Raw genomic sequence first — 25,434 nt, 5'->3', positions numbered from 1 at the left:
CACATCAGGTCGGGTTTAGGCTCTTGAGTGAAGACCTACGCCTTTGCCTTTGTTCAACGTCCGCTTGTCGCCTGAGTTTTGAAACGGAATTCAATACCGAGTTCCAGGCAGCAATTTCCTGCTTTGAGCTTCGGTTCGTGGTATTCTCGAACTGTGACTTACCCAGTGCAAAGAGCGTATCGTCGACGCTGGTCATATCGAGCGATGCACAGTGCCGACCAATCCGGTCTTTCCAGTTGGAAACAGCCACTAGTGTGCCTGAATAATCACGCTTGCGAACCGAGTGTTTGAGCGTTTGATAGGCATGAAACTCAGACAGTTTATAGACCTTTAGACGGTACTTGATCCACTTCAAAACAGGTTGTCCGTAGGCCTTGATGAAGAACACAAATAGGACTGCGACAACCATGACCACCAACATTCCCGCTAGAAGCGATCTGGCACTGAAACTCTCCGAAACCGCTTCATTGACAGGCACGACACCCGCCACGTCAAACTCAATCGCAGGAACTGTACTCGTCTCAACTTTGCCGCTTTCAAGATTGTACCAGGATACCGACAATTCACTGATTCGATAGCTGCCTGCATTTTCCACCATCACGGTCACTTCTTCTGACCTTTTGCCCTCGATGACGCCGCGATTTTCACCTTCTTCCAGAACAGGTTCTTTGGGATAGAAGACCAACCCGGAAATGCCTTCATCTGGAGTAACCGGGGGAACGAACATGGGCAAAACACCGGTAACGCCGACTGAGGTGCTGATAGAAAGCGAATCTCCGGCCTTGAGGTCGTCTGTGACCCCGTCAAAAGTTCGATCCAGTGTCAGGGTACGTGCTGCCAAAAATGGGCTCAGTGTATCAGCGCCAGCGGGTAACTGGCCGATGATTTCAAATGCGTCCGTTTGAACGTCGACGACAACTGGTTGGCTGGTTTGCGGGTCGGCATATGTAACTTTTACAAGTCCAGCCGGTATTTCAAATCGGCCCGCTGCCATGGGATACAGTCGATAGGACCGCGACACGCCTGACCAGGTCTCTCCATCAATCGTTTCGCTGATCGGTCCGCTGGCTCTTGAGGGCAAACGGACGGCGACATTTGGCACTTCAAAACTCGGAAACACTGGTGGTGAGGGTAACCAGGTTGGTACAAGAACACTGATGCGATAGATCAGCGGTTGCCCGGGTATGGCCGTGTTTTGTTCAAGGGATGATCGCACTATCGGCGACGTGTCGCCTTGTGCGAGCACAGGACCTGCAAGGGTCAAAAGGAGCAGCACGAGCCAGTGTCTCATTGTGAGCTCCCGGCAGCTTCCAATGCAAAACGGGTCTTCAGAAAATCTCCTGTTCGCGTATCCACGGTCCGCATCCATTGCTCGGCTGTTTCAGGCAGAGCTTCGCCGGTTGGCTGTTGCGTTTGGGTTCCGCGCCCCGCCTCGTTGTCAAAGGCAACATCGTCTGCGCCGATCCCGCTTTCACCTGTATCGGATTGTTCGCGTGTCGTTTCGATATAGTCGAGTATGTACCTGGCAAGCTCCAGATTGTGCTGCGCAGCCTTGTTGTTGGGATCGCGAGCAACAGCCTTTTCAAACGCTGCAATTGCTGGTCTGTAAGCTCGTGATCGGAGCAAAGACATGCCTTCACCCATGGCAGCGTCCGTGCTTTCCTGCCAAGAATAAAGTTCAGCAGCATCTTCGTATTTTCCGAGCCGGTAGAGTGAAAAGGCCTTCCACATGGGGTCTTGAAACAAATCCGCGGCCTTTTCATATTGCTTGTCTTCAAACGCCATACGCCCTTGTTGATCGGGTGTGAAGAACCAGTCCTTCCAGCCATCTGCGCGCACCTCGGAAGGCTGCAGAATAACACCAGCTGATAGCAGAATAGCGGCCCACTGCATTGTCCAGCCTCTGCGAAACCAGAAGAGCATGATCAGCGCTGCCGGGAATACCAGGAAGCGCCCCTGGTCCTTCCATTTTTGACGTTCATCATTCGCAAGAGCTGCCTGATAAACCGCGTTGATATTTCGAGAGATTTGCTCAACGTCTTTGCTGTCCGGCGTCATTTCGACCACCGGATACCCCGGTAAAGCGCTCAGTTTCGACTTAGATTGTTGGTCGCGGGACGCAAACCAGAACAAAGCAGGCGAATTTCCACTTTGAACATGTTGTGACAAAACCGCCGTATCTGCATCTGCTATCTCATCAACCATGAATAGAATCGCGCCAGGAACATCCTGAGAAGACAATATGTCCTGAGCCAGATTGAGAGCGGCCTTCAAACTGGTGCCGGCCTTCGGCATGACCGACGGGTCCAATCCTTCCAGAAACGGTTTCAAGACGGCTGGGTCTTCGGTAAGTGGCACAACCTGGTGCGCAGTTCCTGCATAGGCGACAAGTGCGGTCTTTGCCCCGGTTCTTTCGTCTAGAAGATCAAGGACCTTTTGTTTCGAGCGCTCAAGTCTGTTTGGAGCGACGTCGACCTGCATCATCGACTTTGTGACTTTCAGTGCCACGACAAGGGGCGCAGTGTCCGAAACAAGCGGGTTTGGAATTCGAGACCAGGTTGGTCCAGCCGCTGCCAACACGAGAAGTGAAAGAACAAGAACTGCACTGTCAACCGGTTGAATGCGCTGCCTGCTTTCTGAACCCACTTGAAGTGCCTTAGCCAGGTGCGGCGCAATAGAAGACGGAATAGATGCAGACCGACCGGCAGACCCACGAACCGACCACCAGAGTATTCCGACTGGAAACAAAAACAGGAGCCACAATGGACGGATAAAATGAAACGCGGAAAAGCTGTCGACAAATCCGTCCGGTATCATGCGAGCCTCCGGCGTTCTTTGAGTACATGCAGGAAAAGCAAGGTCAAAAAACCTGTAAACGCTGCAAGCGCCAGCAGGACATATCCGAGACTTTCTCTCGGCCGGTACGTTGACGTCTCGACAGTGCGAGGTTCTTGAGCGTCAATCCGTGTGTAGATGTCGGAAAGCGCCGCCTCGTCTCCAGCAAAATAGTAGGACCCGTTTGCCTGTTCAGCGATTTTTTTCAGACTTGTCTCGTCGAGCCTTTGTTCACCGCTTCCCGCCGGATCTCCGACGCCAATCGTAATGATGTCAATTCCGTCTTTTGCAGCGATGGCCGCTGCATTGATTGGTGTCATTCGGCTGCCGGTATCTGCGCCGTCGCTCAACACTATCAATAACTTGTCGGCAATCTCGCTTCCCTGGAACGTCTTGATTGCCAGTCCGATAGCATCGCCGAGCACAGTGTGCGGCCCTGCCATGCCAACCTCGGTCTGTTCAAGTAGCGCCCGCACACTCTCCAGGTCTTCGGTGAAAGGTGCTTGCACAAACGCTTTTGCGCCAAACACGATCAACGCAATGCGATCGCCATCCCGCTCAGAAACAAACTTACCGACCACCCTTTGGACAGCCTCCAATCTTTGCGTTCTTTCCCCGTTGGTTGCCACAAAATCTCTCTGATCCATCGATCCGGAAATGTCGATCGCGAGCATGACATCTCGCGCAGCCTTTTCGAGCACGACGGGTTCTCCGACTTTTTCAGGGCCGGCAAGGGCACAAATTGTAAGCGTCCAGACCAGCACGGCAGCAACCAGTTGAACGACTGACCGGGAAAAAATGACCGATCCGGGTTTTGGATCTTTCCCCACAGCAGTTGCCAGTCGCCTGAAAAACGGCAAGCGCAGGGCCGAGACTCTTTCACGGTGTGCGGGAACCAGGAAATAGACGGCCAATGGTAGCGGCAGCAGCAAAAGCATAAGGGGCGCGCTGAACTCAATCATGACAATTTGGCCTGATGCGTAGAAATCCAGGTCCGTGCAATTGCATAAAGATCAGGGGATGCAATTTGCCGTTTGTAAGGTGCGTCCGCGATTTGCCGCCCAGGGCCTTCAGAGAACCCGGTACCATTGTAGCTTCGATCCAGAAACGCGAGCCAGTCGGCACCATGGAGAGACGCTACTTCGGTGCGCGGATAGGCGGTGAGGGCTGTCCGTCTAACGATTTCCGCAATCCGTGCCGCGTCTTTCGAAGCAATCTTAAGCTCTGCAAGTGCCTGTTTGCGATAGGCGTTTTTGCGACGCTTTCTGATAGCTGCCCAAACAGATGCAATCACAATTGCCAGAAGGAGCAACCCGATCCAAATCCAGCCGGCAGTCTGAGGTGCCATTGAAACTGGTTGAGGAAGCGGCACAGGCTCCAGCAACTCGAAGAGCTCGGGCAGCGTAGGGCCTTTCCATTCTTCTTTCAAAGATCAGGTCTCCGCTTTTGAGGTGCTCCACCGGTCAGCAATCGCAACTGAGAAAGCGTCTCTTCTCCTGCACTCAGCGGAAGGACGATCAATCCGAAACGTTTTTGCCAATGAAGAAGATCAGCTAGGCGGCCTTTGGAGAATGTTTCGAGCCGCTTTCGCACGTCGCCGTGCGTTGTGTCGAGCTCTACCTGTAACTCGCCATCGGAAACGACGATTTTCAAATCATTCGGAATCTCTTGAGAGATGGGGTCCGTTATCGGGCACAAAATTACGTCGTTTCGACGCGCAATTCCGGCGACCAATTTCTCGGTACGGTCGTCAATTCCGTCAAAATCGCTCAAGATGACAACCAGATGATCGCGCTTCGCAATACGCGCAACCATAGAAAGCGGTTGGTTGAGGCCCATTGGTCCGTGGCCGGATGGGGCATCCGCTTTTAACATTCGGTTGGCGCGTTCCAGAGCGCAAAGGAGACGATGGCAAGCATTTCTGCTGTTTCTCGGTCGCACTTCACTCAGCAATTCATCACCGAAGACGATACCTCCGATGCGATCACCCTGATCCAGTACTCTGAACACAATGAGTGCTGCAGCTTCTGCGGCGGTCACGGATTTCATCGCATGTCGGGTTCCGAAAAACATGGACATGCGTTGATCGACAACAACTAGGGTAGGGCGGTCGCGTTCTTCGCTATACACCCGAACATGAGGTTCTCCCGTTCTCGCGGTCACTTTCCAATCGATCGTGCGCGGATCATCACCCGGAAGATATCCACGCAACTCTTCAAAATTCAGCCCCCTGCCACGAAGGCGCGATGCATGTCGACCGTTCAAGACACTCGAGGACGGTTGTTTTGAGGGAAGCAGCCTGAATGACCTGACATGTCCTTCCATGGATTTCAGGTGATCTAAGGTGACATGAATGCGCAGGTCGGCCTGGTTCGATCTGGTCGAACTTGAGCTGACCAGTCCCGTTCGAGTTCTTGCGGCGTGATCCCTCATGTTGAATGGTCCTGCCTTGCTGCGGCTCGTCTATGACAAGGCAACGTTCTTGATGATCTCTTTCACGACATCATCTGGAGTTACCCCATCTCCCTCGGCTTCAAAGCTGATGGTCAATCGATGTCGCAGTACATCGCAAGCGATAGCTTGAACATCCAGAGGATCTACATAGTCGCGACCGGCAAGCCAGGCATGTGTACGCCCGCACTTGTCCAGCGCTATCGAGGCACGCGGACTGGCTCCAAGTTCGATCCATTTTGCCAGGTCGTCGGAGAATTTGTCCGGATAGCGCGTTGCGTGGACGAGATCTGCCATGTAACGCTCAATTGCCGGCGATACAGCGATGGCTCCTATCTCCGTCCGCGCAGAAAAGACGGTATCCTGAGAGATTTGGGGACTTTGTTCCTTGCGCCGCGTCTTTGTCTTGTCGTTTTGACTTTCTGCGATGGCCTCTTTTTCTTCGTCTCGCACCAATTGGACGACTTTCACCTCATCTTCGACAGGAGGGTAATTGATCAGCACATGCATCAAGAACCTGTCCATCTGGGCTTCCGGCAGCGGGTAGGTGCCTTCCTGCTCAACTGGGTTCTGAGTGGCCATAACCATGAAGAGAGGCGACATTTCGTGAGTTTTGCCTGAAACGGTCACTTGCCGTTCTTCCATAGCTTCCAACAATGCGGCCTGTACCTTGGCTGGGGCGCGATTGATCTCGTCAGCCAGGACGATGTTTGCGAAAATAGGTCCCTTTTCGAAGCGAAATGTTCCCGCACCGCCCGACTGATGATAAACCTCTGTCCCGGTCACATCCGAAGGAAGTAGATCGGGTGTAAACTGGATCCGACTGAAGTCTGCTTGCAGGTTTTTCGCGAGTGCCTTGATCGCCCGTGTTTTCGCCAGACCAGGCAGACCTTCGATCAGCAGGTTCCCATTCGCAAGCAGTCCGATAATCAGGCGATCAATGACATCGACCTGGCCGATTATCGACTGCTGCATTCGTTCTTTCAGCTCATTGATCTGATCTCGGGTGCCGGGCATGAAGGTTTCCAGTTGAACAAATAGGCAATGACATTCGGCCCTTGGGCCTCAATTGGGAGAGCCGCTCCAGACACGGTTCCAGTCTTTCGCCATATCGACTAGCAACCAACCGCGATCGGGTCCTTCATCCAGTCCCCTGACAAGCTTGCCAACATGACTGTTCCGGTCATAAGCCCATTCGCGTTCCGCATCCGTGTGATGAACGATGAGCCCGAACCTGGGACCGTCTCCTGACGTCGCCCATTCCAGCATCTCAAAATCACCGTCCGAGTTGCCGCCCACGAAAATCGGTTTTTTCCCGATCTTGTTGTCTATTCCCACCGGTTTGCCCGCCTTGTCGTCGATAAAGGCAATTCCGGGATCCTTTAAAATCGTCGGTACGCCTTCAACCACGGCGTATCGTGTCACACCCGCACTGCCGATTACTTTTTCTGGAGGAATTCCATAAGCTTCTTCGACGAAAGCCCGCATGAAATGGATACCGCCGCCGGACACAATATACGTGTCAAAACCCTCGTCTCTGAGGAAACGCAGCAGTTCCAGCATGGGCTGATAAGTCATGTCCGTATAAGGCACATTTCTTGTTGGGTGTTTTGCGCTCTTTATCCAGTTGGCAACGTCTTGTGTGAACGCATCGACTGAAAGCCCGGCATGAGACGCCATGACTATTTCCAATAAGCCTTCTTCACCTGACTTTGCCACTGCATCCATATCGCCGGCCGCTGCAGCTTCCAACGTTGCGCTGGTCAGTATTTCTGGGTTGGCGGCAGCCTTTTGCTTCAGTTTGTCGAGGGCATAAAGCAATTGGAAATAAACGGGTTTCTCAGCCCAGAGTGTCCCGTCATTGTCGAAAACAGCAACCCTTTGGCTTGGGGTTACGTATTCAGGAGAGGCTGGATCGGTGACCGAACCAATAAAGTCAATAATCTGTGCCTTCGCGGCATTATCGTTCCAGGAGGGCAGGGGATCAGCGATTGCACTCCCCGTTACCATCAGAACAACAGCAATCGAACAGAACAGGCGCATGCGGGCCTCCTGACAGTCTCTAAAGTGAAATGAAAAACCGCGATGGATATTTGAAGTCCACCGCGGTTGTGCAATCAGCTTTTATTGAGCACCGCCTGGTGTGCTGAGTTTGTCCATGACCTGATCGAGAGAGAAACTCGCAGCTTTTTGGCGCGGAGGAAATTCCTGGAAAGTGGCAAGGAAATTTCCGACATACTGCTGTGCAGGCACAAGCATATATGCCCGGTCGATCAACCAATCATAATAGGTATTGGAAGTTTGATAGGACCGCTCGTAAGGATCACGTCGCAGATTGAAAATGAGAGGCAGACGCAAAACCGTGAATGGCTCAATCCATGCCCGCAAGGTCTTGTACTGTTTCTGCTCCATGAAGATCAGTTTCCAGTCGTTCCAGCGCAGAGCCGTCAGATCTCCGTCATCGGAAAAATAGAATATCTCTGCTCTTGGACCGGCGTCTTCTTCACCCAAAAGCACAGGCAAGAAGTTGTAACCGTCGAGATGGACCTTGTATTCGCGACCGATCGCTTGAACGCCACCTTCTTTCAGCTGCTCTTTGATCTCCGGAGCACCTGCAGCCGCCAGGTAAGTCGGCAACCAGTCCATGTGGTGCATGATCTCGTTGGAGACAGCTCCTGCCTCAATCTTGCCGGGCCAGCGTACCATGGACGGAACGCGCCATCCGCCTTCATAGTTGGTGTTCTTCTCACCAAAGAACGGTGTTGAAGCGGCATCTGGCCAGGTGTTGTAATGCGGGCCGTTATCCGTTGAGTAGTGGACGATGGTATTGTCAGCAATGCCGAGTTCATCGATCAAATCAAGAAGCTGACCGACATGCAAATCATGCTCGATCATGCCCGCTGAATACTCATCGAGATTTCTGCCTGCAAGCTCATTCGCTCTTTCACGCATTTCCGGCTTAACGTGTGTGCGGAAATGCATCCTGGTCCCATTCCACCAGACATAGAAGGGCTGTCCCTGATCATTCGCTCGTTTGATGAAGTCGATAGCGGCGGTTACCGTTTCATCATCAACGGTTTTCATACGTTTTTTGGTTAGAGGGCCCGTGTCTTCAATCGTACCGTCCGCAGATGACTTGATAACGCCACGAGGACCAAAGGCTTCGCGGAAGGTCCTTCCGTCAGCCAGCGTCATGTTACCGGGGTAATCCTCGTTTTCGGGCTCTTCCTCGGCATTCAAGTGATAAAGATTGCCAAAAAACTCATCGAAACCGTGATTGGTCGGCAGGTGTTCATCCTTGTCGCCGAGATGGTTCTTACCAAACTGACCGGTCACATAGCCTTGTGCTTTCAGGAGGCCGGCAATTGTTGGGTCTTCTTCCTGCATGCCAAGATCGGCACCCGGCAATCCAACCTTCGACAGTCCCGTTCTGAAAACACTTTGTCCAGTGATGTAGGAAGATCGACCCGCCGTGCATGACTGCTCACCATAATAGTCGGTAAACATCATGCCTTCTTTCGCAATTCTGTCGATATTGGGAGTGTTGTATCCCATCAAACCGAATGTATAGGCAGATATGTTGGATTGTCCGACATCGTCACCCCAGATGACGAGAATGTTGGGCTTACCTTCTGATTGTGCCAGCGCAGGCAGTCCTCCGGCGAGGCCGCAGGCCCCAAAGGCACAGGCTGCGAACAATGCGGCCCTGAAATTATACTGAAATGGCATGTTCGATTATCCTCCCATGTACACTGGCACTGTGTAAAATTGTTATTAGTACCAATGCGTTGGACGTCGGTTCATCAATCAGATGTCGAATTTGCCCCAGCGTCAATACAGAAAGCGAAATTTAATTTTCTAAAGGTCATCAGCCTCGTAAAGAATGCCAAGGCCTTGTCATTTTTCGAAGCAAAAATACAGCTAAAAGTGGAAATCTAGCGACTGTTTTCCAGTCAACGGCTTTGCAATAGACGTTCAAAGTCGGCGAGCCGAGCGTCTTCCGGGATCAGTTTTTTCGCTCGTTGAAGCGTGATCTGCGCGTTGGTGTAGTCCTGAAGCGCCATAAAAAGACGGATCTGCATAATCCAGGCATCTGCCAATTGCGGATCGAGTTGCGTGGCTTCCTGAAACGCCCTGATAGCAGCTTTTGGGTTTCGCAAGGTCAGAGCTGTGCCTGCGATAACCATATGAGTTTCTGGATAATCCAGTTTGGAAGAAAGAGCGGTACGCCACTCGTCATTTGCATTCTGGACAGCGTCCTGAATTCCTTGTTCTTCTCCCCTTAATGAAACGCCCAGAAGCTGCCTGGCTGTGGCAATACGTACAGACCTCAGAGGGTCTTCCAACAATTTGGACAGCAGCTGGACTTGAGTGCTGGCCGGCAGAGTAGCCGTCAACGAGACGGCGGCGGCCCGCACAAGAGGATCGGAGTCGCTCAAGAGCGAAAATGCATCACTTGGTGCCTCGGATCCTGAGTGTTGTGCGTACAAATTTATTGCCGAAGCGCGCACGATTCCAGGCAGCGTCTCTTGAAGCGCAATGTTGAGCAATTGTTCTCCAAGTCCCGTCACCCCTCTGCGTGCCGGGGCAAAAACCGAAGCAAAATGGGAAGAACGATGGGCACTATCAGGAAAACGCATCTTCAACTTTTCCGCAGCCCAGGTCGCAGGCTTGTCGATGTGACAATCCGTGCAGGCGTTCGGCGTTCCGAGAGACGCGCTGAGATCCGGCCGCGGCACCCTGAAGGAATGGTCGCGACGTCCATCTATTCCCATGTAAGTGCGCTCGATCATGTGACAGGAAACGCATTGTGCACCTGCGGTTCCGGCTTCGTGGAAGTGATGGTCCGGGCTGTCATATCTTTTCAACGTCAAGGAGGGAAACGTGTCGTTACCCACTTGAGAGTGACATTGGGTGCAAACCCCGTTTCCCTCTGCCTTCAATTGGCCGGAGTGGGGTTCATGACAGTCCGTGCATCGGACGCCTTCAGCATACATTTTTGATTGAAGAAAAGACCCGTAGACATAGACTTCGTCATGGATCTGACCGTCAGCGTGATAAAGTCCATCCCGCAGCAGCGCCAATCGATAACTGTCGTGAAAGGGCGTGCCGGGAAGCGGATTGCCGTCTTGGTTCGGCTCGCGCCTTGAATGGCAAGCCGCACACTGTTCGATTTCCGTATGCGGAAATGCGTCTTTGAAATCAACGATAAGGCCTTGATCGCCTGTTCCTTCAAAGACGGATAGTTCTGACGAAGAAGCACCATTCGCCCAGGCAAGGTGTGCTTCCCCCGGTCCATGACAAGCTTCACATCCTACACCGATCTCAGACTGAGTGCTGGAGTAATGTCGCGTTCTTGGGTCATAGTTCTTTTGAAACCCTGTTGCGTGGCATTCTGCGCAGCGCGAATTCCAGTTCTTGTATGGTCCGGACCAATGATAACCATCATTGGGTGCCAACGCCTGATCCGGGTAAAGGTGATACCAGCGGTCGTTTTCCTGGTCCCACGCAATATCTAGTGACTGCAAGCGCCCTGGTTCAGTCTCAATCAGGTATTGCTGCAAGGGTGTGATGCCGGCAACCCCTTTGACTTCAAGGACCCTGCTGCCTCCATCTATGTCGGATGTCTCGACGAAGTAGCGGTCACCATCTTTGAAAAAACGTGTCTTGCGACCTCGATGCTCAAATGTGGAATTGTTGAAGTCGCCATCAACGTGCTCATCATCAACGGGGAGCCAGGCCATGGCATGGTGACTGGATTTCCAGTCTTGAAAAGCCCCATTGTGGCACGACTGACAAATGGCGCTGTCTTGATAGCCAGGAGTTCTTTCGTTTGCACTCGCATGCACTTGTAAAAGCATGAAAGAAATCATGGACCAGCATAGAAAAGACCCAATCTGCATCTGGCCCCACAGGTTCAACAGCTTGCCAGAGAAAATTCGAAACAAGCAACAGCTTCAGAGCTTAACGAGGCTCTGGCGACCCAACAAGTGATGGAACTGACGATAATATCCTTTTGGTCGCAGTTCGAAAGGCTCTTTGCTTTGGGAAGGTTTAGGAAGGGCAACGAGCGTTTCAGCTAGAATATGTAGGTCTCTGATATGTGGTGAGTTGCCCCTTTGGAAGTATGGTTCGTGGCCAAGTTTCGGGTGGCAGTCAGGTTGGTTCAGGACACACCTATTGTGAGCAGGCCGAACTGCTTCGACCGACATATTTTGGGCGACGCGGAAGCCATTCCCAATGGCTCGATGAGGTCTATCTAGGACACAGTGCCAATTTGCTGTGATGATTTCGCGTCATGTTTCGACAATTCGATAGAGAGTTGTGACTACCTATTTTGGAGTGGGGCCGAGGGCGGAGACTCGCGTCCCGTGCCGTTCTTTCTCCGGCTGCGTGCCCCCCAAAGCATTCCGGAGCTTCGTAGAAAGGACCGTGAGTGTCTCGGCCTGGTTTTCACCGAGTGCCGAGGTGATCAGGCCCGTTGCCTCCTGCCAGACAACCCATACTTTCTTTAGAACTTCCCGGCCGTCAGGTGTCAGGTCAAGAATATCACTGCGGCGATTTTCGGGGTTCGTGATTTGGGTGATGAACCCGAGCGTTACCAGCCGTTCTGTCATAGAACTCATGCTGCCCGCCGAAACGTCGAACTGTTTCGCCAGATGCCTCTGTGAGGTCGGCCCGATCTGCGACAAGGCATCCAGGATGAGAGCCTGTCGGTGGCGGATCCCAGTTGGTCTAAGCAGGATTTCAATCCGCTTTTCCAACAAGGTGGCTGAATGCAAAACGGGGTGGATGGTTATCAGTGTCTGTTTCATGACCTGACTGCGCTAATAAATAAACTCATGATCTTGGCACATTACGGTCACAAAGTTCTGATGTAAACTGTTTGAATTAGAACAATCAATCGACGGCGAATTGCGCTGTCAGTGGCACTCAAGGGGTATCATCATGAAACCGGTCACCGGGATAGCGCTCGCATTTGTTGGCTTGGCCTCGCTGGTCGCACCAGCTCAATCAGCCGAAAACCTGGTTGAAGTCCAGTTGACCGACAGGTTGGACGACGCACGCGGCTACTGCCTGGATATCGCTGGTGGGCAGGGCAAGAATGCACCGCTGGACAAGGGGCTGCAGGCTCACACTTGCTATAACTACACGGGTGGCATCCTGGAAGATCAGGGCTTTGATGAGGAACTCATCGGCAAAGGAGAGTTTCGAATTCCCTATTTCGATGTCTGTATGACAGTCCCATCCGTCGAGGCCGGAGCGCCGATTGTGCTCAACCAATGTGCCGGCACCGCCACTCAGAAGTTCACGTTGAACGAAAATGGTCAGTTGGTCGCCCAGGCCGATCCGCAGTTGTGCGTGACAGTTAGCAGTACGGAGAAGCGGGAAGGGCGTGGCGGCTCCCCTGTTCATGTGATGCGGCCGCTGTCTCTCCAGCCATGCGAAGAAACCAGCAAGTCCTACCAAACCTGGAATTTGTTCGAGTTGTAGGAGCATTCGATGAGCCCCAACCTGTCGAAAACCACGACGTATGACGGTATTTCACGGTTCAATCACTGGATCATTGCCGTTGCAATTATCGGGATGATAGGCTTCGGTTTTTACCTATCGGAATTCCTTGAAAGCGGTCCGGGCAAAGGACAACTGATTGGTATTCACAAGGCAGTTGGAGTGCTTGTGCTCATTTTTGGGCTGTGGCGCGTGGGGTACCGGTTGAAACAGGGCTTTCTGGAGGATGCTACCGTGATGCCCACCTGGCAGCGCCTCACATCCAAGCTGGTTCACATCGTCTTGCTTGCCGGTATCATAGTCATGCCGCTCTCAGGAATAATCGGGTCCTATTTTGGCGGCAGAACTACCAGCGTATTTGGCCTTTTCATGATCCCTGCGGGAGACAAAATAGAAGCGTTCTCCGCAATGGGGCACTGGCTCCATGGTGCCTGTGGCTGGCTGATGGTTGGCGCACTGGTGCTGCATGTTGCTGGCGCGCTGAAACACCATTTCGTCGACCATGACTCAACTCTGACCCGCATGATACGCCAGCAATAAGTGACCGTTGCGCCGAGTCTGGGATGTTAACAACCGAAAAGAAAAACTGAATTGTCAGGAATGCCGAGATGAGCCGATCGAGAACAGAATCGAACCGCTTAATATCAATGGCTAGTTGAATAGTTGGCTGGGGAACCTGGAATCTCAGCCAATTTAATTAAGCTATTGAGATAGCGTCGAATAATGCCGTTCGTGAACGCCCTGAGGGCCACATTTGTGGCCTGGGATTGGGCTGCAGTCAAGCGCGGAAATTATTTCCGGATAGCCGCGCGTTTTGTCGCCGGTCGGGTCCGAACGACCGTAGAAAACGAGCAACAAAGGCGTATAATAAATTTCGGGCTATTCAATGACCGAAAATGGTCAGGGCTGTTTCGGTGTAGCGACCACCCAAACCGTCACTTTCGAAGCGGCGGTGATGTGCATACCGTGATCTCATAATGAGCGTCGATGCGCCTTCTGTCCATTTGATCTGGCGGTTCAGGACCTGTGAGACGATCGCCCGTATTCTTCGAGCATTATATATAGGCCTTCGAAAATTTCTTTGGCGACGTCTCACGATGGTGGCTGCTGTTGGACAAATGGGTTAACCTGCGCTGATGAAGGTAAGCCTCTATTTGTGTCCAGTCAGCCCTGCCGATGAAGCGCTACTGCCGCTGATTTCGACGCAGCTAGCTGTCGAAGAACGAGCCCGCGCAGATCGTTTCGTCGCGCATGATGCGCGACGGGTCTTCATCGTGGCGCATGCTTTACTTCATCACGCACTTGGCCAGCTTGGGTTCATGGCGATCAAATTCGCCTTAAGTGACTACGGCAAGCCATTTCTTTCTGGGACATCTATCCGGTTCAGTATCAGCCATACTGAAGGCCTGGTCGCAGTTGCAATAGCGAGGGAGATCGAGATTGGTGTCGATGTCGAATTTTCGCGCGACCTGTCCGACCGCGAAAGAGTGGCGCAAGCTGTCTTTTGCCAAGAGGAGATCTGGGAGATGGACGCATCTGCCGAACCGCTTGAACGTTTCTTTCAACTTTGGACCGCGAAGGAGGCAGTGATGAAAGCAACCGGTCTGGGGTTCTCTCTGCCCCCGAAGCAGATCAGTTTCGCGGGACACCAACCCCGCCTTGTCTCACTACCGCCGAGTCTTGGAGTGCCATGGGAATGGTGGCTGGAAAGCGCGCGCATCGGAAACCACTGGTTTGCGCTTGCTGCTCCATCTAGGGTGAATGGCGTGAACCGTATAGACCTTTGCCCAAGCGACCTTATTCCCCGCTGATCCTCCTCCGCACCGGCTACGGCCCGTCACTCTGATCTAACCTCAATTGCCCAACTTAATCATCCAGGCGCCTTTGCAGGCCAAGGCAGATGCAGGCACTCAACCGAGCTGGGCTTGCCGTAGGTATTTTGGTTTATATTGTGCGGACGCGACTGTACACTCAACTCCAAAAATTGAGCTCTCGTTCAACAGCCGAATGGAAAGAATATGTAATACGGGTATCTTCGCGATACGCCTCTCCAAAACGCTGGGATCCGTTGTCGTCGACTGAGTTTGCCAAACGATTCTGGTATGCTTTGAAATTATCAAATTTGCGGCTGTAGAAATCTGTCCGCAATCTCAGACAAGCATGACGCACCAAGTCCCGATAACGTCTTTTCAGTTCACTCGGACATTCCAGGTTTCGAAACAGGAACTTCTATAGAAGTCCCGAAAAGCCGAAAACCAGAAGGGGCGCGGTTATGGTCGATCGGATAATCAATGATTTCAAGGAGCCGTTTGAGCCGACAGATATGACGGCTTATGAAAAGTACAAGGTTCTGCAACCCATTCTGGGTGAAGCAACGAACACCTATTTCAAATATCTTGATGAACCGCGCACTGAAAGCGGCGACCGGGAAATCCGGCAAACCCTCACGAGGTTGTTCACGCAGGCGGCCAAGGAAAACGGTCTGACAACGGAACAAGTACGCCGCATGTTCATGGCTTATAATAGTCTCGGAATGCCCGGGCTTCTGGCGCCTATTCCGCTCAGCGCCTCACGGGTTGCCAAAAGTTTTAACGGAACTTGGGAGATGCGTCACCGCTTCACGAACGGCGGTCGTACTCCGTTCGCGCGTAATAGCCACAATACGACTGCCCGGTCGCAGATCTACTACGATTTGATTGACCCGAAGGAAAACCGGCTGCGTCAGCTCACCACGATGTGGACCGAAGAAAACCACTACGAACGGGAAAAACTGATCGCCCGTGACATGCCGGGACGGTCCGCAGAGGAACAGAGTTTTCTATTGTCGGCACTGGTTGATATTCAACTCACCCAGCTTGACGAATGGACCGTGCGCTATGACGACCGCGGGATGGTGTTCGGAAATTACGGGCCGTATATCAACGGTATCGAATGCGTGAGTACCGCCTTCATGATGCGGTTCGGCGCTTCGGAAACGCTCATAGGCATCCCGGATACAAGGATGATTTTGCCTGACGGTTCGGAACAGCCTGTGGTGGGCATGTTCGTTCTACTCAATGTCATGGGAGGCGCACCGACAGCCTTGAGCTTCCCGATGGCCGGATTGCCTGAACTCGCCGATGACCTGCCAACATTCGACACGGTTGACAGTTACAACAAGATGAACTCGGACAAACCGCTGGTCGGGGGCTTCGAACCGATCGATGTTTACTTCAACCGGCTCCGAGATCCGGTGGCTCATTTGCGCTCGGTCGAAGAAACAACAAGCCGGTTCGGCGCCGGGATGACACATGCCTTCTATCCGCCAAGTGTCTCACGGTTGCGGGATTATCAACGTGATTATTGATAGCAGCGCGTCCGATTCGCCGTTTCCATTTTAGCGGTAGAATTAGACGCTGTCTTCGGCAGACTTCCCTTAACAGGACGTGTCTTCGCCGGTCTCCCACATCTGATAGGCCTTGGCCACGAAGTCCTTGGTCCCGGTCTTTTCGATGGATTTAGTTTTCGTGAAGCGTATGCAGCCTTTGCCCACGCTCAAGCCGGAGAGCAGTTCTCCATCCGGGTCCACTTTGGATGCGTTGCCGACATAGAGGCTGACATAGCCTCGTTGGGCGTTCAGATGAAACAGATAGTCTTCGTCCTTACCATAACCTAGCATCTTGTAGTGGATCGACTCTTCAAGGTTCTTGCCTTCGGAGAGTATCAACTCACGGATTTCAAGCAGCTTGTCTCGCCGCCAGTCCGGATCGAGCTGGTCCAGGTAGTCTTTGGGGGTATTGGCATCGTAAAGCATGGAATTCCCTCCTGTCGGTTGCCCTTTCCCAGGCGGTCCGGAAAATCAACAAGAAAACTAGGTAGGCAGCCGGTCCTGTTCAAGTGAGGAATCGTTTGAAGACGGAGAGGGCGACGGATGACGCCGGAGCCTGATGCATGGGCTACAAATGCACTTTATAGATGCATTTGTCGCAGTCACGTATTTCAAATTTGAGAAACAGATGAGGGACATGTGTTTGCTCGACCCTCGCTTGAAACCAGATTTCTTTCAGCGTCTGCGGTGGTGTTCAAGTGCCGGCCGTTGCGAGCGGCAGCCTGTCGAACAGATGCGCGTCCGGTCCAGATTGTCTAAGGCGTTCTAGATTTTGAAGGCCGTCTTCGAGCGTTGGATAGACGCCGGCCGGCTGCCACCAGAACACGCAATGCGCTTCTTCCGGTGGCAAAAACCAGTCTGATTTCCTGGCATAGAAATGGCGATGTACGGTGTGTCTGAAAAAGCCGTCCAGAGCCTCGGCGGATTGCCAGACAGACAGGTTGACGATATCGCGTGGATGAGCTCCACGGTTCATGCCACCTGTCTGATCGTCGAGGCGCCAGACGAAGCCTGGAAACCGGTCAGCGGCGCCGCTGACGAGGTCAACGGCGGCCAAGAAATCCGCCATTTCCGGCGCGTCATAATCGAAGCGCGCCCTGGCAATGTTGAGCTGCGCCAAATGGCAATCCGAATCCGGCATCGTGGCGGCTCCACTCTATCGGTTCATTCGGCCGCCATCGGCACTTTGACGCGCGCGAGTGTGAACGTGTCGATCCCTTCGCCGCTGTCGGGAATGTCGTCGTAATCGTCAGAACGGTTTTCCGGCAAGATGTGTTTCTTCTCGCCGTCCCAGCTCCAGGTCTGCGTGATATTGTCGTTATCGATGAAATGGAACGCGACCCCGGTCATGCGCAGCGCGTTCGGGTGAGGCAGGTTGCTTGCCCCGATGAACTCGAAAATGACGTCCTCATCGATGGAAAGGTTGGCGCGCATGCGTGGCTGGTTGCCAAGCGTGCAATAGTGGGTCAGCACCAGATCGTCTCCTGAAAGATGGTACATGGTGACCATCTCGTCTTCCATCAGCTCGCCTTTCCAATAATGCCGATAGCGCTCGATCACGGCGCTGTCCTTTCCGGTGACCTCATAGGTCAGGCGTATATCCTTGCCATAGGGCGACGAGCCGCGCCACTCACCGGCCAGGGACTTGAGCTTTGAAAATGCTTCTCTTGCGGTCTGCATGGCAACCTGCCTTTCGTGCTGTGGGTCACGCCAATTTTAGACCTGCCTTGGTGGCGCGGGCTTATCGTGAACTGCGCAATTTGCGACAAGTGAGCAGGATCGGGTTCGGATATCGTGAGCTGGATGCCTTGTTGCAGGACATGTCACGCTGGAAGCTCCGAAAGGGCGAGGAACCGTGAACCGCCATGCCACTCACAAGCCGGCACAACCCGTAGCAGGCTGCAATTTGCGGGATATCGCGGTGATCGGGCTGGCCTGCCGGTTTCCAGGGGCTCCGGACCGGGACGCGTTCTGGCAGATGCTGCACGACCGCCGGACGGCGGTCAGCGAAGTGCCGCGTGACCGTTGGGACGCTCAAGCCCATTATGACCCGTCCGGATCGGATCCGGCGGGGGCCTGTTCGCTCTGGGGCGCTTTTCTTGACGATTTGGCCCATTTCGATCCCGGATTTTTCAACATCAGCCCGCGCGAGGCCAAGAGCCTTGACCCGCAGCACAGGCTGCTCCTGGAAACTTCAGTCGAGGCTCTTGAACACGCCGGTCAGCCCCTGACGGAGCTCAAGGGCAGCCGGACCGGTGTTTTTGTCGGGATCTGCAACACGGAATATGCCGGTCTTACGGGGGCGGGCGATGACTATTCCATGATCGACAAGTACTTCGGCACCGGCAACGCGATTAGCGTGGCATCGGGGCGTATTTCCTATGCCTTGAATCTCAACGGTCCCGCGGTCTCGATCGACACGGCCTGTTCCTCCTCGCTGGTGGCGGTGCACATGGCGGTTGCCAGTCTGCGGGCCGGGGAGAGCGACCTGTGTCTGGCGGCCGGCGTCAATGTGGCGCTCAGCCCCTCCGTCGGCATCTATTTCAGTCAGCTGGGCGCCGTGTCGAGGGCGCCCGAATGCCGTCCCTTCGACAATGGGGCCGATGGTTATGTGCGCGGAGAAGGCTGCGCCACCGTCGTTCTGAAACCGTTGTGGGCGGCACAAAGGGACGGCGATCGGGTGATGGCGGTCATCCGGGGATCGGCCATCAATCAGGATGGCCGCAGTGCCGGTCTGACGGCGCCGAATGTGGATGCGCAGGAGGCCGTTCTGCGCGCGGCGCTTGCCGATGCCGGTGTCACCGGCAGCGAGGTGGTCTTTGCCGAAGCGCATGGTACGGGCACGCGCCTCGGAGATCCGATCGAGGCGCAGGCGCTGGGCCGGGTCTATGGCTGCGCGCCTGAACGAAGCGGGCCGCTCCATCTCGGAGCGGTCAAGGCCAATATCGGGCATCTGGAATCGGCGGCAGGCATCGCCGGTCTGGTCAAGGCCATTGAAGCGGTGCACCGGCGGGTGATCCCGCCACAGGCGAATTTCGCGCGCTGCAACGAAATGATTGATCTTGAGGCCCTCGGGTTGTCCATCCCGGCGGAGCCTCTGGCGTGGCCCGAGAACCAAGGTTTTGCTGCCGTGAGTTCTTTCGGCTTCAGCGGCACCAACGCGCACGTCGTCCTGGGCTGTGCACCGGGCCAGGACGAGGCGGCGGCAAAGACCGAAGATGCACCGTACCATTCGGCTCCGGTTGTCCTGCCGCTGTCCGCGCGAAGCGGAGCGTCGCTGACATCTTTCGCGCAGGCCCTGCACGCGCGCCTCAGCGCCGGTGAAGATCCGCGCGCCCTGAGCAGGGGCATGGCGCTCCGCCGCAGCCACTTCAAGATGCGCGACTGCGTTGTCGGCAGCGACAGGGAAACGCTTCTGGCCGCTCTGGACAATGTCTCAGCACCGTCCAGACCTTCCAGCAAGAGGAATGGCAAGGGACCGGTGTTTCTGTTCTCCGGGCAGGGGGGGCAGTGGCCAGGTATGGGCGCGGCCGTCAGCCAATATGAGCCGGCCAGAGAACGCATTAACGACATTGACGCGGTGGTGCGAAGCCAGGTCGGCTGGTCCGTCTGGCAGGCGATGAACCAACCGCAAGACCTTGCGGTTCCGCGTATCGTCACCAGCCAGGTTGCGATTTTCGCCTTGCAGGCGGGCCTTGATGCTCTTTTCAGGGACTGGGGTTTGGAGCCGGCGGCGGTGCTGGGGCATTCCATGGGCGAGATTGCTGCAGCGCTGAGCGCGGAGATCTTGCCGCTTGAGGCCGCGACACATCTGAGCCTTGAGCGCAGTCATTGTCTGGCACAGGTGGCGGGCACCGGATTGATGGCCCTGGTCGATACCGGCGCGGAGGAGGTCTCGGAGCGCATTGGCGCACGCGCGGGCTCCGTCGTTATTGCCGCACGCAATGGCCCCCAGAACGCGGTAATTTCCGGTCCAGCGAAAGCGGTGGAGGAGGTGGTTGCCGATCTGGGTGATCATGGAATTTTCGCGCGTGTGGTGAATACCGACGGCGTGCCGGGGCATTCGCCGTTGATTGCGCATTTGGGTGAGGACCTGGCAAAACGTCTTGATGGCATCAGTCCCACTGGTGAGACCGTTCCGTTTTATTCGGCCGTCGATGGCGGACGGTGCGGCGGGGACAAACTCACCACCGATTTCTGGTGCCGGAACCTGCTGCACGAAGTGCGGTTCGACACTGCCGTCGAAGTGCTCATCAATGAAGGATATCGCGATTTTCTGGAGATCGGCCCCCGGCCGGTGCTGCTGCCCGCTGTCCGCGGCCGCATGTTGGTTTCGTCAGAAGAAGGCCTGTTGACGGCCGGGCTCGCGCCACCGGACTCGCGTGTTGCTTATTCGCCCGAACGGGCCGTGGCGGCGCTCTATCGCGCAGGCTATGACCCGAACTGGCGGACTATGCTGAAGACCGACATCGGTTGGCTGCCGCCGCCTTCCTATCCCTGGCAGAAGAGCTATCACTGGATCACGGAACTGCGCGACGAGGCGGCTGCGAGCCGGTCTTTGAAGACGGGGCGAAGGGAAGAGGACAAACCGGTTGTCGCGCTGGAGCGTCTTTTGAGACGCCACGACCGGTTTGGCCTGCAGTCGCTCAACATGAGACACCTGGCACCAAGGGTCTGGGTGACACAGGCGGACCAGGTCGCGGTCTTTGCCAGCGTGAGTTCGACTGCCTGCCTGGTCTGGGCCGCAATCGGCGAAGAGGACGCGACTGAGCGCGCGCTCGCGGAGTTGCAGACGGCAGCAGACGAGAGCGGATTGGTTCTTGCCGTTTGCCGGACAGTTCCAGGATCGACGGCCGGCTCTCCAGAAGACGGTTTCTTGGTGCCCTTCGGGCTCACGCAGACTTTGCCGCTGTGCTCGTTCGATCCTTCCGCGAATGGTTACAAGCGCCTGCGGTCGCGGTTGAACCGGTACCAAGAAGCGAACGGCCACGAGACCAAACTGTTCAAGCCGGGCATGGACCCTCAGCTTGATGCCTCGGTGACCGGTTTGATCCGGACCTGGATGAGCGCCCGATCCGCGCCTGTTCCCGCGGCGGACAGACTGATCGATGAAATCGCCTCAGGCAGATTGCCAGTCTATCGCAGGCTTTATGTCGCCGGCGAAGGCGACCGGGTCCATGGAGCGATCGTGCTCAGCCAGTTCGGTACCGGAACCGGCTGGCTGATGGATATGGAGTTCTATGATCGTGAGACGCCGCCTGGATGTACTGAGCGGCTGATCGTGGACCTGGCGGCGGAACTGAAACAAGAGGGCGCAGAGGTGCTGTCTCTTGGGGGCAGTTATGGCATGCCCCGGTTCTCAGAGAACGCCGACGCTGCGTCCCGTGGCCTGAGGCGGCAGGTTCAGTTCAAGTCGAAGTTCAGGCCCGAGGAAGAAGAGATCTTTCTTCACTTCGCAAAGCGGCCCGGTGGCGACGAACAGGACCGGCTGCTGTCTCTGCTTGGCGGCCAGCACTTTCAGGAGGAAGTGACAAGCCGAACGCTGTCCCGTGTTCTGGAGCCCTCGACCGGGAGCGCCGCCAGCCAGACGCATCCGTTTGCATTGCGCCGCCTCGACATTGCGGGGCCAACGCTTGTTTACCAGGCGCGCATCGATGCTCAGGACCCGGTCCTCATCGAACATCAGGTGGCCGGCAGGCCGATGTGGCCGGCAGCCGGTAGCCTGGAATGTGTTGCGTCGCTCGCGAAAATGCTGAGGCCGGATGCCGCTGAGATTTGCCTGACCGATGTCACATTTGAAGGCGCCCTGGGGGCCGCTGAAGGTGAAAATATCGACCTTGAGATCCATATCGGCAGCCGCGACGACCTCCCCGTCGAGGCTGTGGTTTATGCGCGGATCTCGGGCGAGGCAGAAGGCAGGTGGACGCGGTTGATGCACTGCGCGTTCGACTGGATGGACTTAAGAACCGATCCCTTGGCCCCAATGTCCGTAGACGAAGCCGACATTGATATTGAGGAATTTTACCGCGGATTATCCGACCGTGGCATCGACTACGGTCCGTGTTATCGCAACCTGGAACGTCTGCGGTCAGGCCAAGACGGCAAAATCACCGCCCGGCTTGGGGGAGAGACAAGGGACGGATTTGTGATCGGGCCGGCCCTTCTGGACACTGCCTTGCACACGCTTTCTGCCGGTGGGGACGAAACCACGGCGGTCATGATGCACAGCATTCAGCGCCTTCAGGTCAAGAGAGCAATTTCGCCCCAGGCGGACCTCAATGCCGTCACCCGGTCCGAACCGGGCGGCAGTGCATCGGCGGATCTTGATCTCTACGGACCTGACGGAAAGGCCGATCTTCTTGCAAGGGGTATCTTGGCGCGGCCGGCCAGGATGCCGATGCAAGAGCCAAAAGTTGCGGTGATGACCCACAAGGCCTGGGAGGAGCGCAAGCCGGGCGGGCGTCCGGCCGGAGAGCTGTTCGTGTTTGGTCCGTCCGATCTGATGACAGCCCTTGCCGCAGAGCCAGGCGATACAAACACGCGGCTTCACCATCTGAGCTCTGTCGAAGAGCTCGTCTGTCATGCGGATCGCGTTGCAGGCGGAACTATCTTGTTCGCGGTCGAGCCTCTGGCGACGGCCGAATTGGCCGCAAGATTTCAAGACCTTTGCCGCCTGGTCGGCTTCCTGGACGAGCACTCCCGTAAGGCGAGACTGTTTCTGGTTGCAAGCAACGAAGGCGCATCCGCTGCAGCAGGGCAAATGTCCACCGCAGCATTGCGTGCGCTCTCGAATGTGATTTCATCGGAACACCCCGAATTGCAGGCCGGTTTTGTCGAGCTTGCCGGTGTCCCGGCGGGTGAGGCCGCTACGGCCATGCTGTCAATCATGTCGTCCCCGGCGAACGAAACGGAATGGCGGGTCTCGGAAAAGGGGATCGAAGCCGCCAGACTGGCTCTGCAAAAACCGGCTGAGACACCCGCGTTCCGACCGCGACAAGATCGCAGCTACCTTGTGACGGGATGGACCGGCGGCATTGGCCAGGCGCTGCTCGCGGATCTGATCGGTGCCGGGGCCGGAGGCGTGGTCGGTCTTGCGAGAACGCCGGGCGGACCGGAAGAGCGGGCCGCGCTCGAGCAGTTGGCTGGCGAGGCGGGGTGCAATCTGGAATTTGTCGCGGGTGACGTGACACAAAAAGAGGACGTCCTCCGCGCTGTTGCAAGTGCCAGATCCGTCGCGCCGCTGGGCGGCGTGTTTCACGCGGCCGGTCTTCTGAACGACGGGCTTCTGATCTCACAAAACAGCAAGAGTTTTGCAGACGCACTCGCGGTGAAGTTCGATGCAGGCGTGGTGCTTCACGAGGCGACACTTGAAGATAAGCTGGAGGCATTCGTGCTCTTTTCCTCCGCTGCCTCGTTGTTCGGACCGCCCGGGCAGGGACCGCATGCCGCAGCTTCGGCCGCCCTGGACGCGCTCGCCGTCACCCGCCGCGCAGCCGGGCTTCCCGCAACCAGCATCGGCTGGGGCGCCTGGCGTGGCATAGGGCAAGCCGCTGCCCTCGGTCATGACAAGGCGCTGTCGGAACTTGGTATGGCGACCATTGGCCAGGAAGAGGCTCTGACCGTGATGAAGAGGCTGATCGGCACCGCGGCGCCGCCCGCCTGGTACGCGCCGGTCAACTGGTCCCGGCTCGCAAGGGCCGTTCCGGATCTTGCAGGCCGGCCGGTCTTTCAGGATCTTGTTCCGGCCGTCTCCCAAGACAGGGAGGCGATAGACCGCGTCAGCCCGGAGACAACTTCGCCGGACGAGACGGGCGAAGACATGCGGGATGTTTTGCGGGGGACAATCGCCGAAACGCTGCTCATTGAGCCGGACGCCGTTGACCCCGGACTTTCGCTGGAAGCGAACGGTCTGGATTCGATCATGATCGTCGAATTGCGGGAGACGCTTGGCCGGCGTTATGGCACAACCTATTCTCTTATCGAGTTTTTCCGCGCACCGGACCTCAACGCGCTGGCGCAGATCTTGCGGCCGGCCCAATGAGCGAAAACAGCCTGGCGGTGCCACTCGAACCGGTGTTTGACCTTGCTGCGATCCGGACTGACTTTCCCGCGCTTTCAGAGGGCGTTTACGCCAATTTCGGGGCGCGGGGGGTCATGTCAAACGCGGCGATCGACGCTGTCAGTTCGTTTTTGACCAGCCTACAGGATGTGGGCCCGGCGTCGAGAATTGCCTCGGCCTTGATCGCGCGGGAGCAGGCCGCGTTGAGCCGCACTCTCGCCCGGCTGACTGGAGCAGAACCGGAAGACATCGTCTATCTCGGCAGTATCTCCCAGGCGATGGCGCTGGCATTTGCCGGCATTGTCTGGAGAGCGGGTGATGTCCTTGTCATAGGCGAGGCGGAGCCCCCGGGAAGCTGGTTATGGGCGAGGGAAATCGAACGCCGTTATGACGTCAAAGTCAGAACGGTGCCGCGTCCCTATGGCGGTCCAACGTTTGCACAGCACTTGGCAGACCGTCTTTGCGAACGGACAAGGCTGGTTGTCCTCAGCCACGTCGATTGGGTTACCGGCGATGTTGTTTGCCTTCGACAGAGTGTTGAAGCCGTGCACAGCGGCCCGGCGGCGAGGGCCATCCTCGCTGTTGACGGCGCACAGGCCGCAGGCATCTCGCATGTTGATCTGAAGGACCTGGATATCGATCTCTACGCGCTGACAGCGCAAAAGTGGCTCGGAGGCCCGGACGGGTTGGCGGCGGCCGTTGTGCGGTCGGCCCGGCTTTTGCCCAGCCAGATCGGCTGGAGAGGGTGCGATCTGACATCGGAGGACCAGCTTGTCCTGACACAGACCGCGCAACGGTTCGGATCCGGCTCGCTTCCTGTGGCGCTTCTGCCGGCCTGGACCCAGGCACTTGAGGTGGCGGACCGGCACATGCCTTTGCCGCAGCGCTGTGAAAGGGCCACACAAATGGCTAAGACTCTGCATGGCAACCTTAAGACGCTGGCGTCGCGGTATGGGGGCATGGTTGTGCCGGATACGATCCCAAGCAACGGGATCACCGCCTGCCGCTTTGAACGGATCACGCCCGGCGCCGTTGTCAACGCCCTGGCAGCACGCGGGATCCAGGTGCGCAGCCACCATTGGCCGGAATGTGTGCGGTTCTGCCTGCACTACATGTCAAGCCCTCAGGACATTGCCGAGATTTCCAACGCCGTTGAGACCGTGCTCGCAAGCTAAGGTGAATGAGCCCTTGTGCCTTGAGCCTCAATGGG

The 25,434-nt window shown here is 55.9% G+C and carries 19 protein-coding genes; 6 read left to right on the top strand and 13 right to left on the bottom strand.

What is annotated here, in order from left to right; translation table 11 throughout:
• Positions 1-4 precede the first annotated feature (4 nt).
• The 10 genes from FIV00_RS16795 to FIV00_RS16750 all read right to left on the bottom strand — a co-directional run bounded on the left by FIV00_RS16795 (position 5) and on the right by FIV00_RS16750 (position 12,101).
• Positions 5-1,291, bottom strand: a complete 1,287-nt coding sequence (locus FIV00_RS16795) for a BatD family protein (protein WP_173006025.1) — start codon at positions 1,289-1,291, stop codon at positions 5-7.
• Positions 1,288-2,817: a VWA domain-containing protein gene (locus FIV00_RS16790; protein ID WP_152501819.1), complete on the bottom strand. Its 1,530-nt coding sequence runs from the start codon at positions 2,815-2,817 to the stop codon at positions 1,288-1,290. The genes FIV00_RS16795 and FIV00_RS16790 overlap by 4 nt, the downstream gene beginning before the upstream one ends.
• Complete coding sequence (locus FIV00_RS16785) at positions 2,814-3,797, bottom strand: VWA domain-containing protein (RefSeq protein WP_152501818.1); 984 nt, start codon at positions 3,795-3,797, stop codon at positions 2,814-2,816. The genes FIV00_RS16790 and FIV00_RS16785 overlap by 4 nt, the downstream gene beginning before the upstream one ends.
• Positions 3,794-4,264, bottom strand: a complete 471-nt coding sequence (locus tag FIV00_RS16780) for a DUF4381 domain-containing protein (protein WP_152501817.1) — start codon at positions 4,262-4,264, stop codon at positions 3,794-3,796. Before FIV00_RS16780 ends, FIV00_RS16785 begins: the two co-directional genes overlap by 4 nt.
• Positions 4,261-5,268, bottom strand: coding sequence for a DUF58 domain-containing protein (locus tag FIV00_RS16775; protein WP_152501816.1), 1,008 nt, complete (start codon positions 5,266-5,268; stop codon positions 4,261-4,263). The genes FIV00_RS16780 and FIV00_RS16775 overlap by 4 nt, the downstream gene beginning before the upstream one ends.
• A 30-nt stretch (positions 5,269-5,298) precedes the next feature.
• Positions 5,299-6,303, bottom strand: coding sequence for a MoxR family ATPase (locus FIV00_RS16770; RefSeq protein ID WP_152501815.1), 1,005 nt, complete (start codon positions 6,301-6,303; stop codon positions 5,299-5,301).
• A gap of 48 nt (positions 6,304-6,351) precedes the next feature.
• A complete protein-coding gene (locus FIV00_RS16765; RefSeq protein WP_152501814.1) occupies positions 6,352-7,329 on the bottom strand; it encodes an HAD family phosphatase in 978 nt (325 codons plus the stop codon).
• 81 nt (positions 7,330-7,410) lie between these two features.
• Positions 7,411-9,015, bottom strand: coding sequence for an arylsulfatase (locus FIV00_RS16760; protein ID WP_152501813.1), 1,605 nt, complete (start codon positions 9,013-9,015; stop codon positions 7,411-7,413).
• A gap of 224 nt (positions 9,016-9,239) precedes the next feature.
• Positions 9,240-11,030 carry a cytochrome c3 family protein gene (locus tag FIV00_RS16755; RefSeq protein WP_247649425.1) on the bottom strand — a complete coding sequence of 597 codons (1,791 nt, stop codon included), beginning with the start codon at positions 11,028-11,030 and terminating at the stop codon, positions 9,240-9,242.
• 588 nt (positions 11,031-11,618) lie between these two features.
• On the bottom strand, positions 11,619-12,101 hold the full coding sequence (locus FIV00_RS16750) for a MarR family winged helix-turn-helix transcriptional regulator (protein WP_152501812.1): 483 nt from the start codon (positions 12,099-12,101) through the stop codon (positions 11,619-11,621).
• A 133-nt stretch (positions 12,102-12,234) separates the two neighbouring features.
• On the opposite strand from FIV00_RS16750, the gene FIV00_RS16745 reads away from it, so the two are divergent.
• From FIV00_RS16745 to FIV00_RS16730, 4 genes are all read left to right on the top strand, one after another.
• Complete coding sequence (locus tag FIV00_RS16745; protein ID WP_152501811.1) at positions 12,235-12,780, top strand: ricin-type beta-trefoil lectin domain protein; 546 nt, start codon at positions 12,235-12,237, stop codon at positions 12,778-12,780.
• A 9-nt stretch (positions 12,781-12,789) separates the two neighbouring features.
• Positions 12,790-13,338 carry a cytochrome b gene (locus tag FIV00_RS16740; protein WP_152501810.1) on the top strand — a complete coding sequence of 183 codons (549 nt, stop codon included), beginning with the start codon at positions 12,790-12,792 and terminating at the stop codon, positions 13,336-13,338.
• Positions 13,339-13,934: 596 nt separating this feature from the next.
• A complete protein-coding gene (locus FIV00_RS16735; RefSeq protein WP_152501809.1) occupies positions 13,935-14,609 on the top strand; it encodes a 4'-phosphopantetheinyl transferase superfamily protein in 675 nt (224 codons plus the stop codon).
• Between the two features lie 461 nt (positions 14,610-15,070).
• Positions 15,071-16,144 (top strand): hypothetical protein, encoded by a 1,074-nt coding sequence (locus FIV00_RS16730; protein ID WP_152501808.1) that lies wholly within the window; start codon positions 15,071-15,073, stop codon positions 16,142-16,144.
• A gap of 69 nt (positions 16,145-16,213) precedes the next feature.
• On the opposite strand, the gene FIV00_RS16725 is transcribed toward FIV00_RS16730, so the two are convergent.
• From FIV00_RS16725 to FIV00_RS16715, 3 genes are all read right to left on the bottom strand, one after another.
• Complete coding sequence (locus FIV00_RS16725; protein WP_152501807.1) at positions 16,214-16,591, bottom strand: iron chaperone; 378 nt, start codon at positions 16,589-16,591, stop codon at positions 16,214-16,216.
• Positions 16,592-16,859: 268 nt separating this feature from the next.
• Positions 16,860-17,306, bottom strand: a complete 447-nt coding sequence (locus tag FIV00_RS16720) for a DUF3291 domain-containing protein (protein WP_152501806.1) — start codon at positions 17,304-17,306, stop codon at positions 16,860-16,862.
• A gap of 23 nt (positions 17,307-17,329) precedes the next feature.
• On the bottom strand, positions 17,330-17,845 hold the full coding sequence (locus FIV00_RS16715) for a hypothetical protein (RefSeq protein ID WP_152501805.1): 516 nt from the start codon (positions 17,843-17,845) through the stop codon (positions 17,330-17,332).
• A gap of 175 nt (positions 17,846-18,020) precedes the next feature.
• Between FIV00_RS16715 and FIV00_RS16710 the strand changes: the two genes are divergently transcribed.
• Both FIV00_RS16710 and FIV00_RS16705 read left to right on the top strand, forming a co-directional pair.
• Positions 18,021-24,206: a type I polyketide synthase gene (locus FIV00_RS16710; RefSeq protein WP_152501804.1), complete on the top strand. Its 6,186-nt coding sequence runs from the start codon at positions 18,021-18,023 to the stop codon at positions 24,204-24,206.
• Positions 24,203-25,399 (top strand): aminotransferase class V-fold PLP-dependent enzyme, encoded by a 1,197-nt coding sequence (locus tag FIV00_RS16705; protein WP_152501803.1) that lies wholly within the window; start codon positions 24,203-24,205, stop codon positions 25,397-25,399. The genes FIV00_RS16710 and FIV00_RS16705 overlap by 4 nt, the downstream gene beginning before the upstream one ends.
• Positions 25,400-25,434 lie beyond the last annotated feature (35 nt).

It is taken from the genome of Labrenzia sp. THAF82 (assembly GCF_009363435.1).
In the GTDB taxonomy this organism is placed as follows: Bacteria; Pseudomonadota; Alphaproteobacteria; order Rhizobiales; family Stappiaceae; genus Roseibium; species Roseibium porphyridii.
Note: the sequence above shows the minus strand (reverse complement) of the source record. Positions and strands in the feature narration are given on the sequence as shown.

Coding starts and splice junctions, on each gene's coding strand:
- FIV00_RS16795 (WP_173006025.1), bottom strand. CDS start 1,291: ATGAGACACTGGCTCGTGCTGCTCCTTTTGACCCTTGCAGGTCCTGTG.
- FIV00_RS16790 (WP_152501819.1), bottom strand. CDS start 2,817: ATGATACCGGACGGATTTGTCGACAGCTTTTCCGCGTTTCATTTTATC.
- FIV00_RS16785 (WP_152501818.1), bottom strand. CDS start 3,797: ATGATTGAGTTCAGCGCGCCCCTTATGCTTTTGCTGCTGCCGCTACCA.
- FIV00_RS16775 (WP_152501816.1), bottom strand. CDS start 5,268: ATGAGGGATCACGCCGCAAGAACTCGAACGGGACTGGTCAGCTCAAGT.
- FIV00_RS16770 (WP_152501815.1), bottom strand. CDS start 6,303: ATGCCCGGCACCCGAGATCAGATCAATGAGCTGAAAGAACGAATGCAG.
- FIV00_RS16765 (WP_152501814.1), bottom strand. CDS start 7,329: ATGCGCCTGTTCTGTTCGATTGCTGTTGTTCTGATGGTAACGGGGAGT.
- FIV00_RS16760 (WP_152501813.1), bottom strand. CDS start 9,015: ATGCCATTTCAGTATAATTTCAGGGCCGCATTGTTCGCAGCCTGTGCC.
- FIV00_RS16755 (WP_247649425.1), bottom strand. CDS start 11,030: ATGGCCTGGCTCCCCGTTGATGATGAGCACGTTGATGGCGACTTCAAC.
- FIV00_RS16750 (WP_152501812.1), bottom strand. CDS start 12,101: ATGAAACAGACACTGATAACCATCCACCCCGTTTTGCATTCAGCCACC.
- FIV00_RS16745 (WP_152501811.1), top strand. CDS start 12,235: ATGAAACCGGTCACCGGGATAGCGCTCGCATTTGTTGGCTTGGCCTCG.
- FIV00_RS16740 (WP_152501810.1), top strand. CDS start 12,790: ATGAGCCCCAACCTGTCGAAAACCACGACGTATGACGGTATTTCACGG.
- FIV00_RS16735 (WP_152501809.1), top strand. CDS start 13,935: ATGAAGGTAAGCCTCTATTTGTGTCCAGTCAGCCCTGCCGATGAAGCG.
- FIV00_RS16730 (WP_152501808.1), top strand. CDS start 15,071: ATGGTCGATCGGATAATCAATGATTTCAAGGAGCCGTTTGAGCCGACA.
- FIV00_RS16725 (WP_152501807.1), bottom strand. CDS start 16,591: ATGCTTTACGATGCCAATACCCCCAAAGACTACCTGGACCAGCTCGAT.
- FIV00_RS16720 (WP_152501806.1), bottom strand. CDS start 17,306: ATGCCGGATTCGGATTGCCATTTGGCGCAGCTCAACATTGCCAGGGCG.
- FIV00_RS16715 (WP_152501805.1), bottom strand. CDS start 17,845: ATGCAGACCGCAAGAGAAGCATTTTCAAAGCTCAAGTCCCTGGCCGGT.
- FIV00_RS16705 (WP_152501803.1), top strand. CDS start 24,203: ATGAGCGAAAACAGCCTGGCGGTGCCACTCGAACCGGTGTTTGACCTT.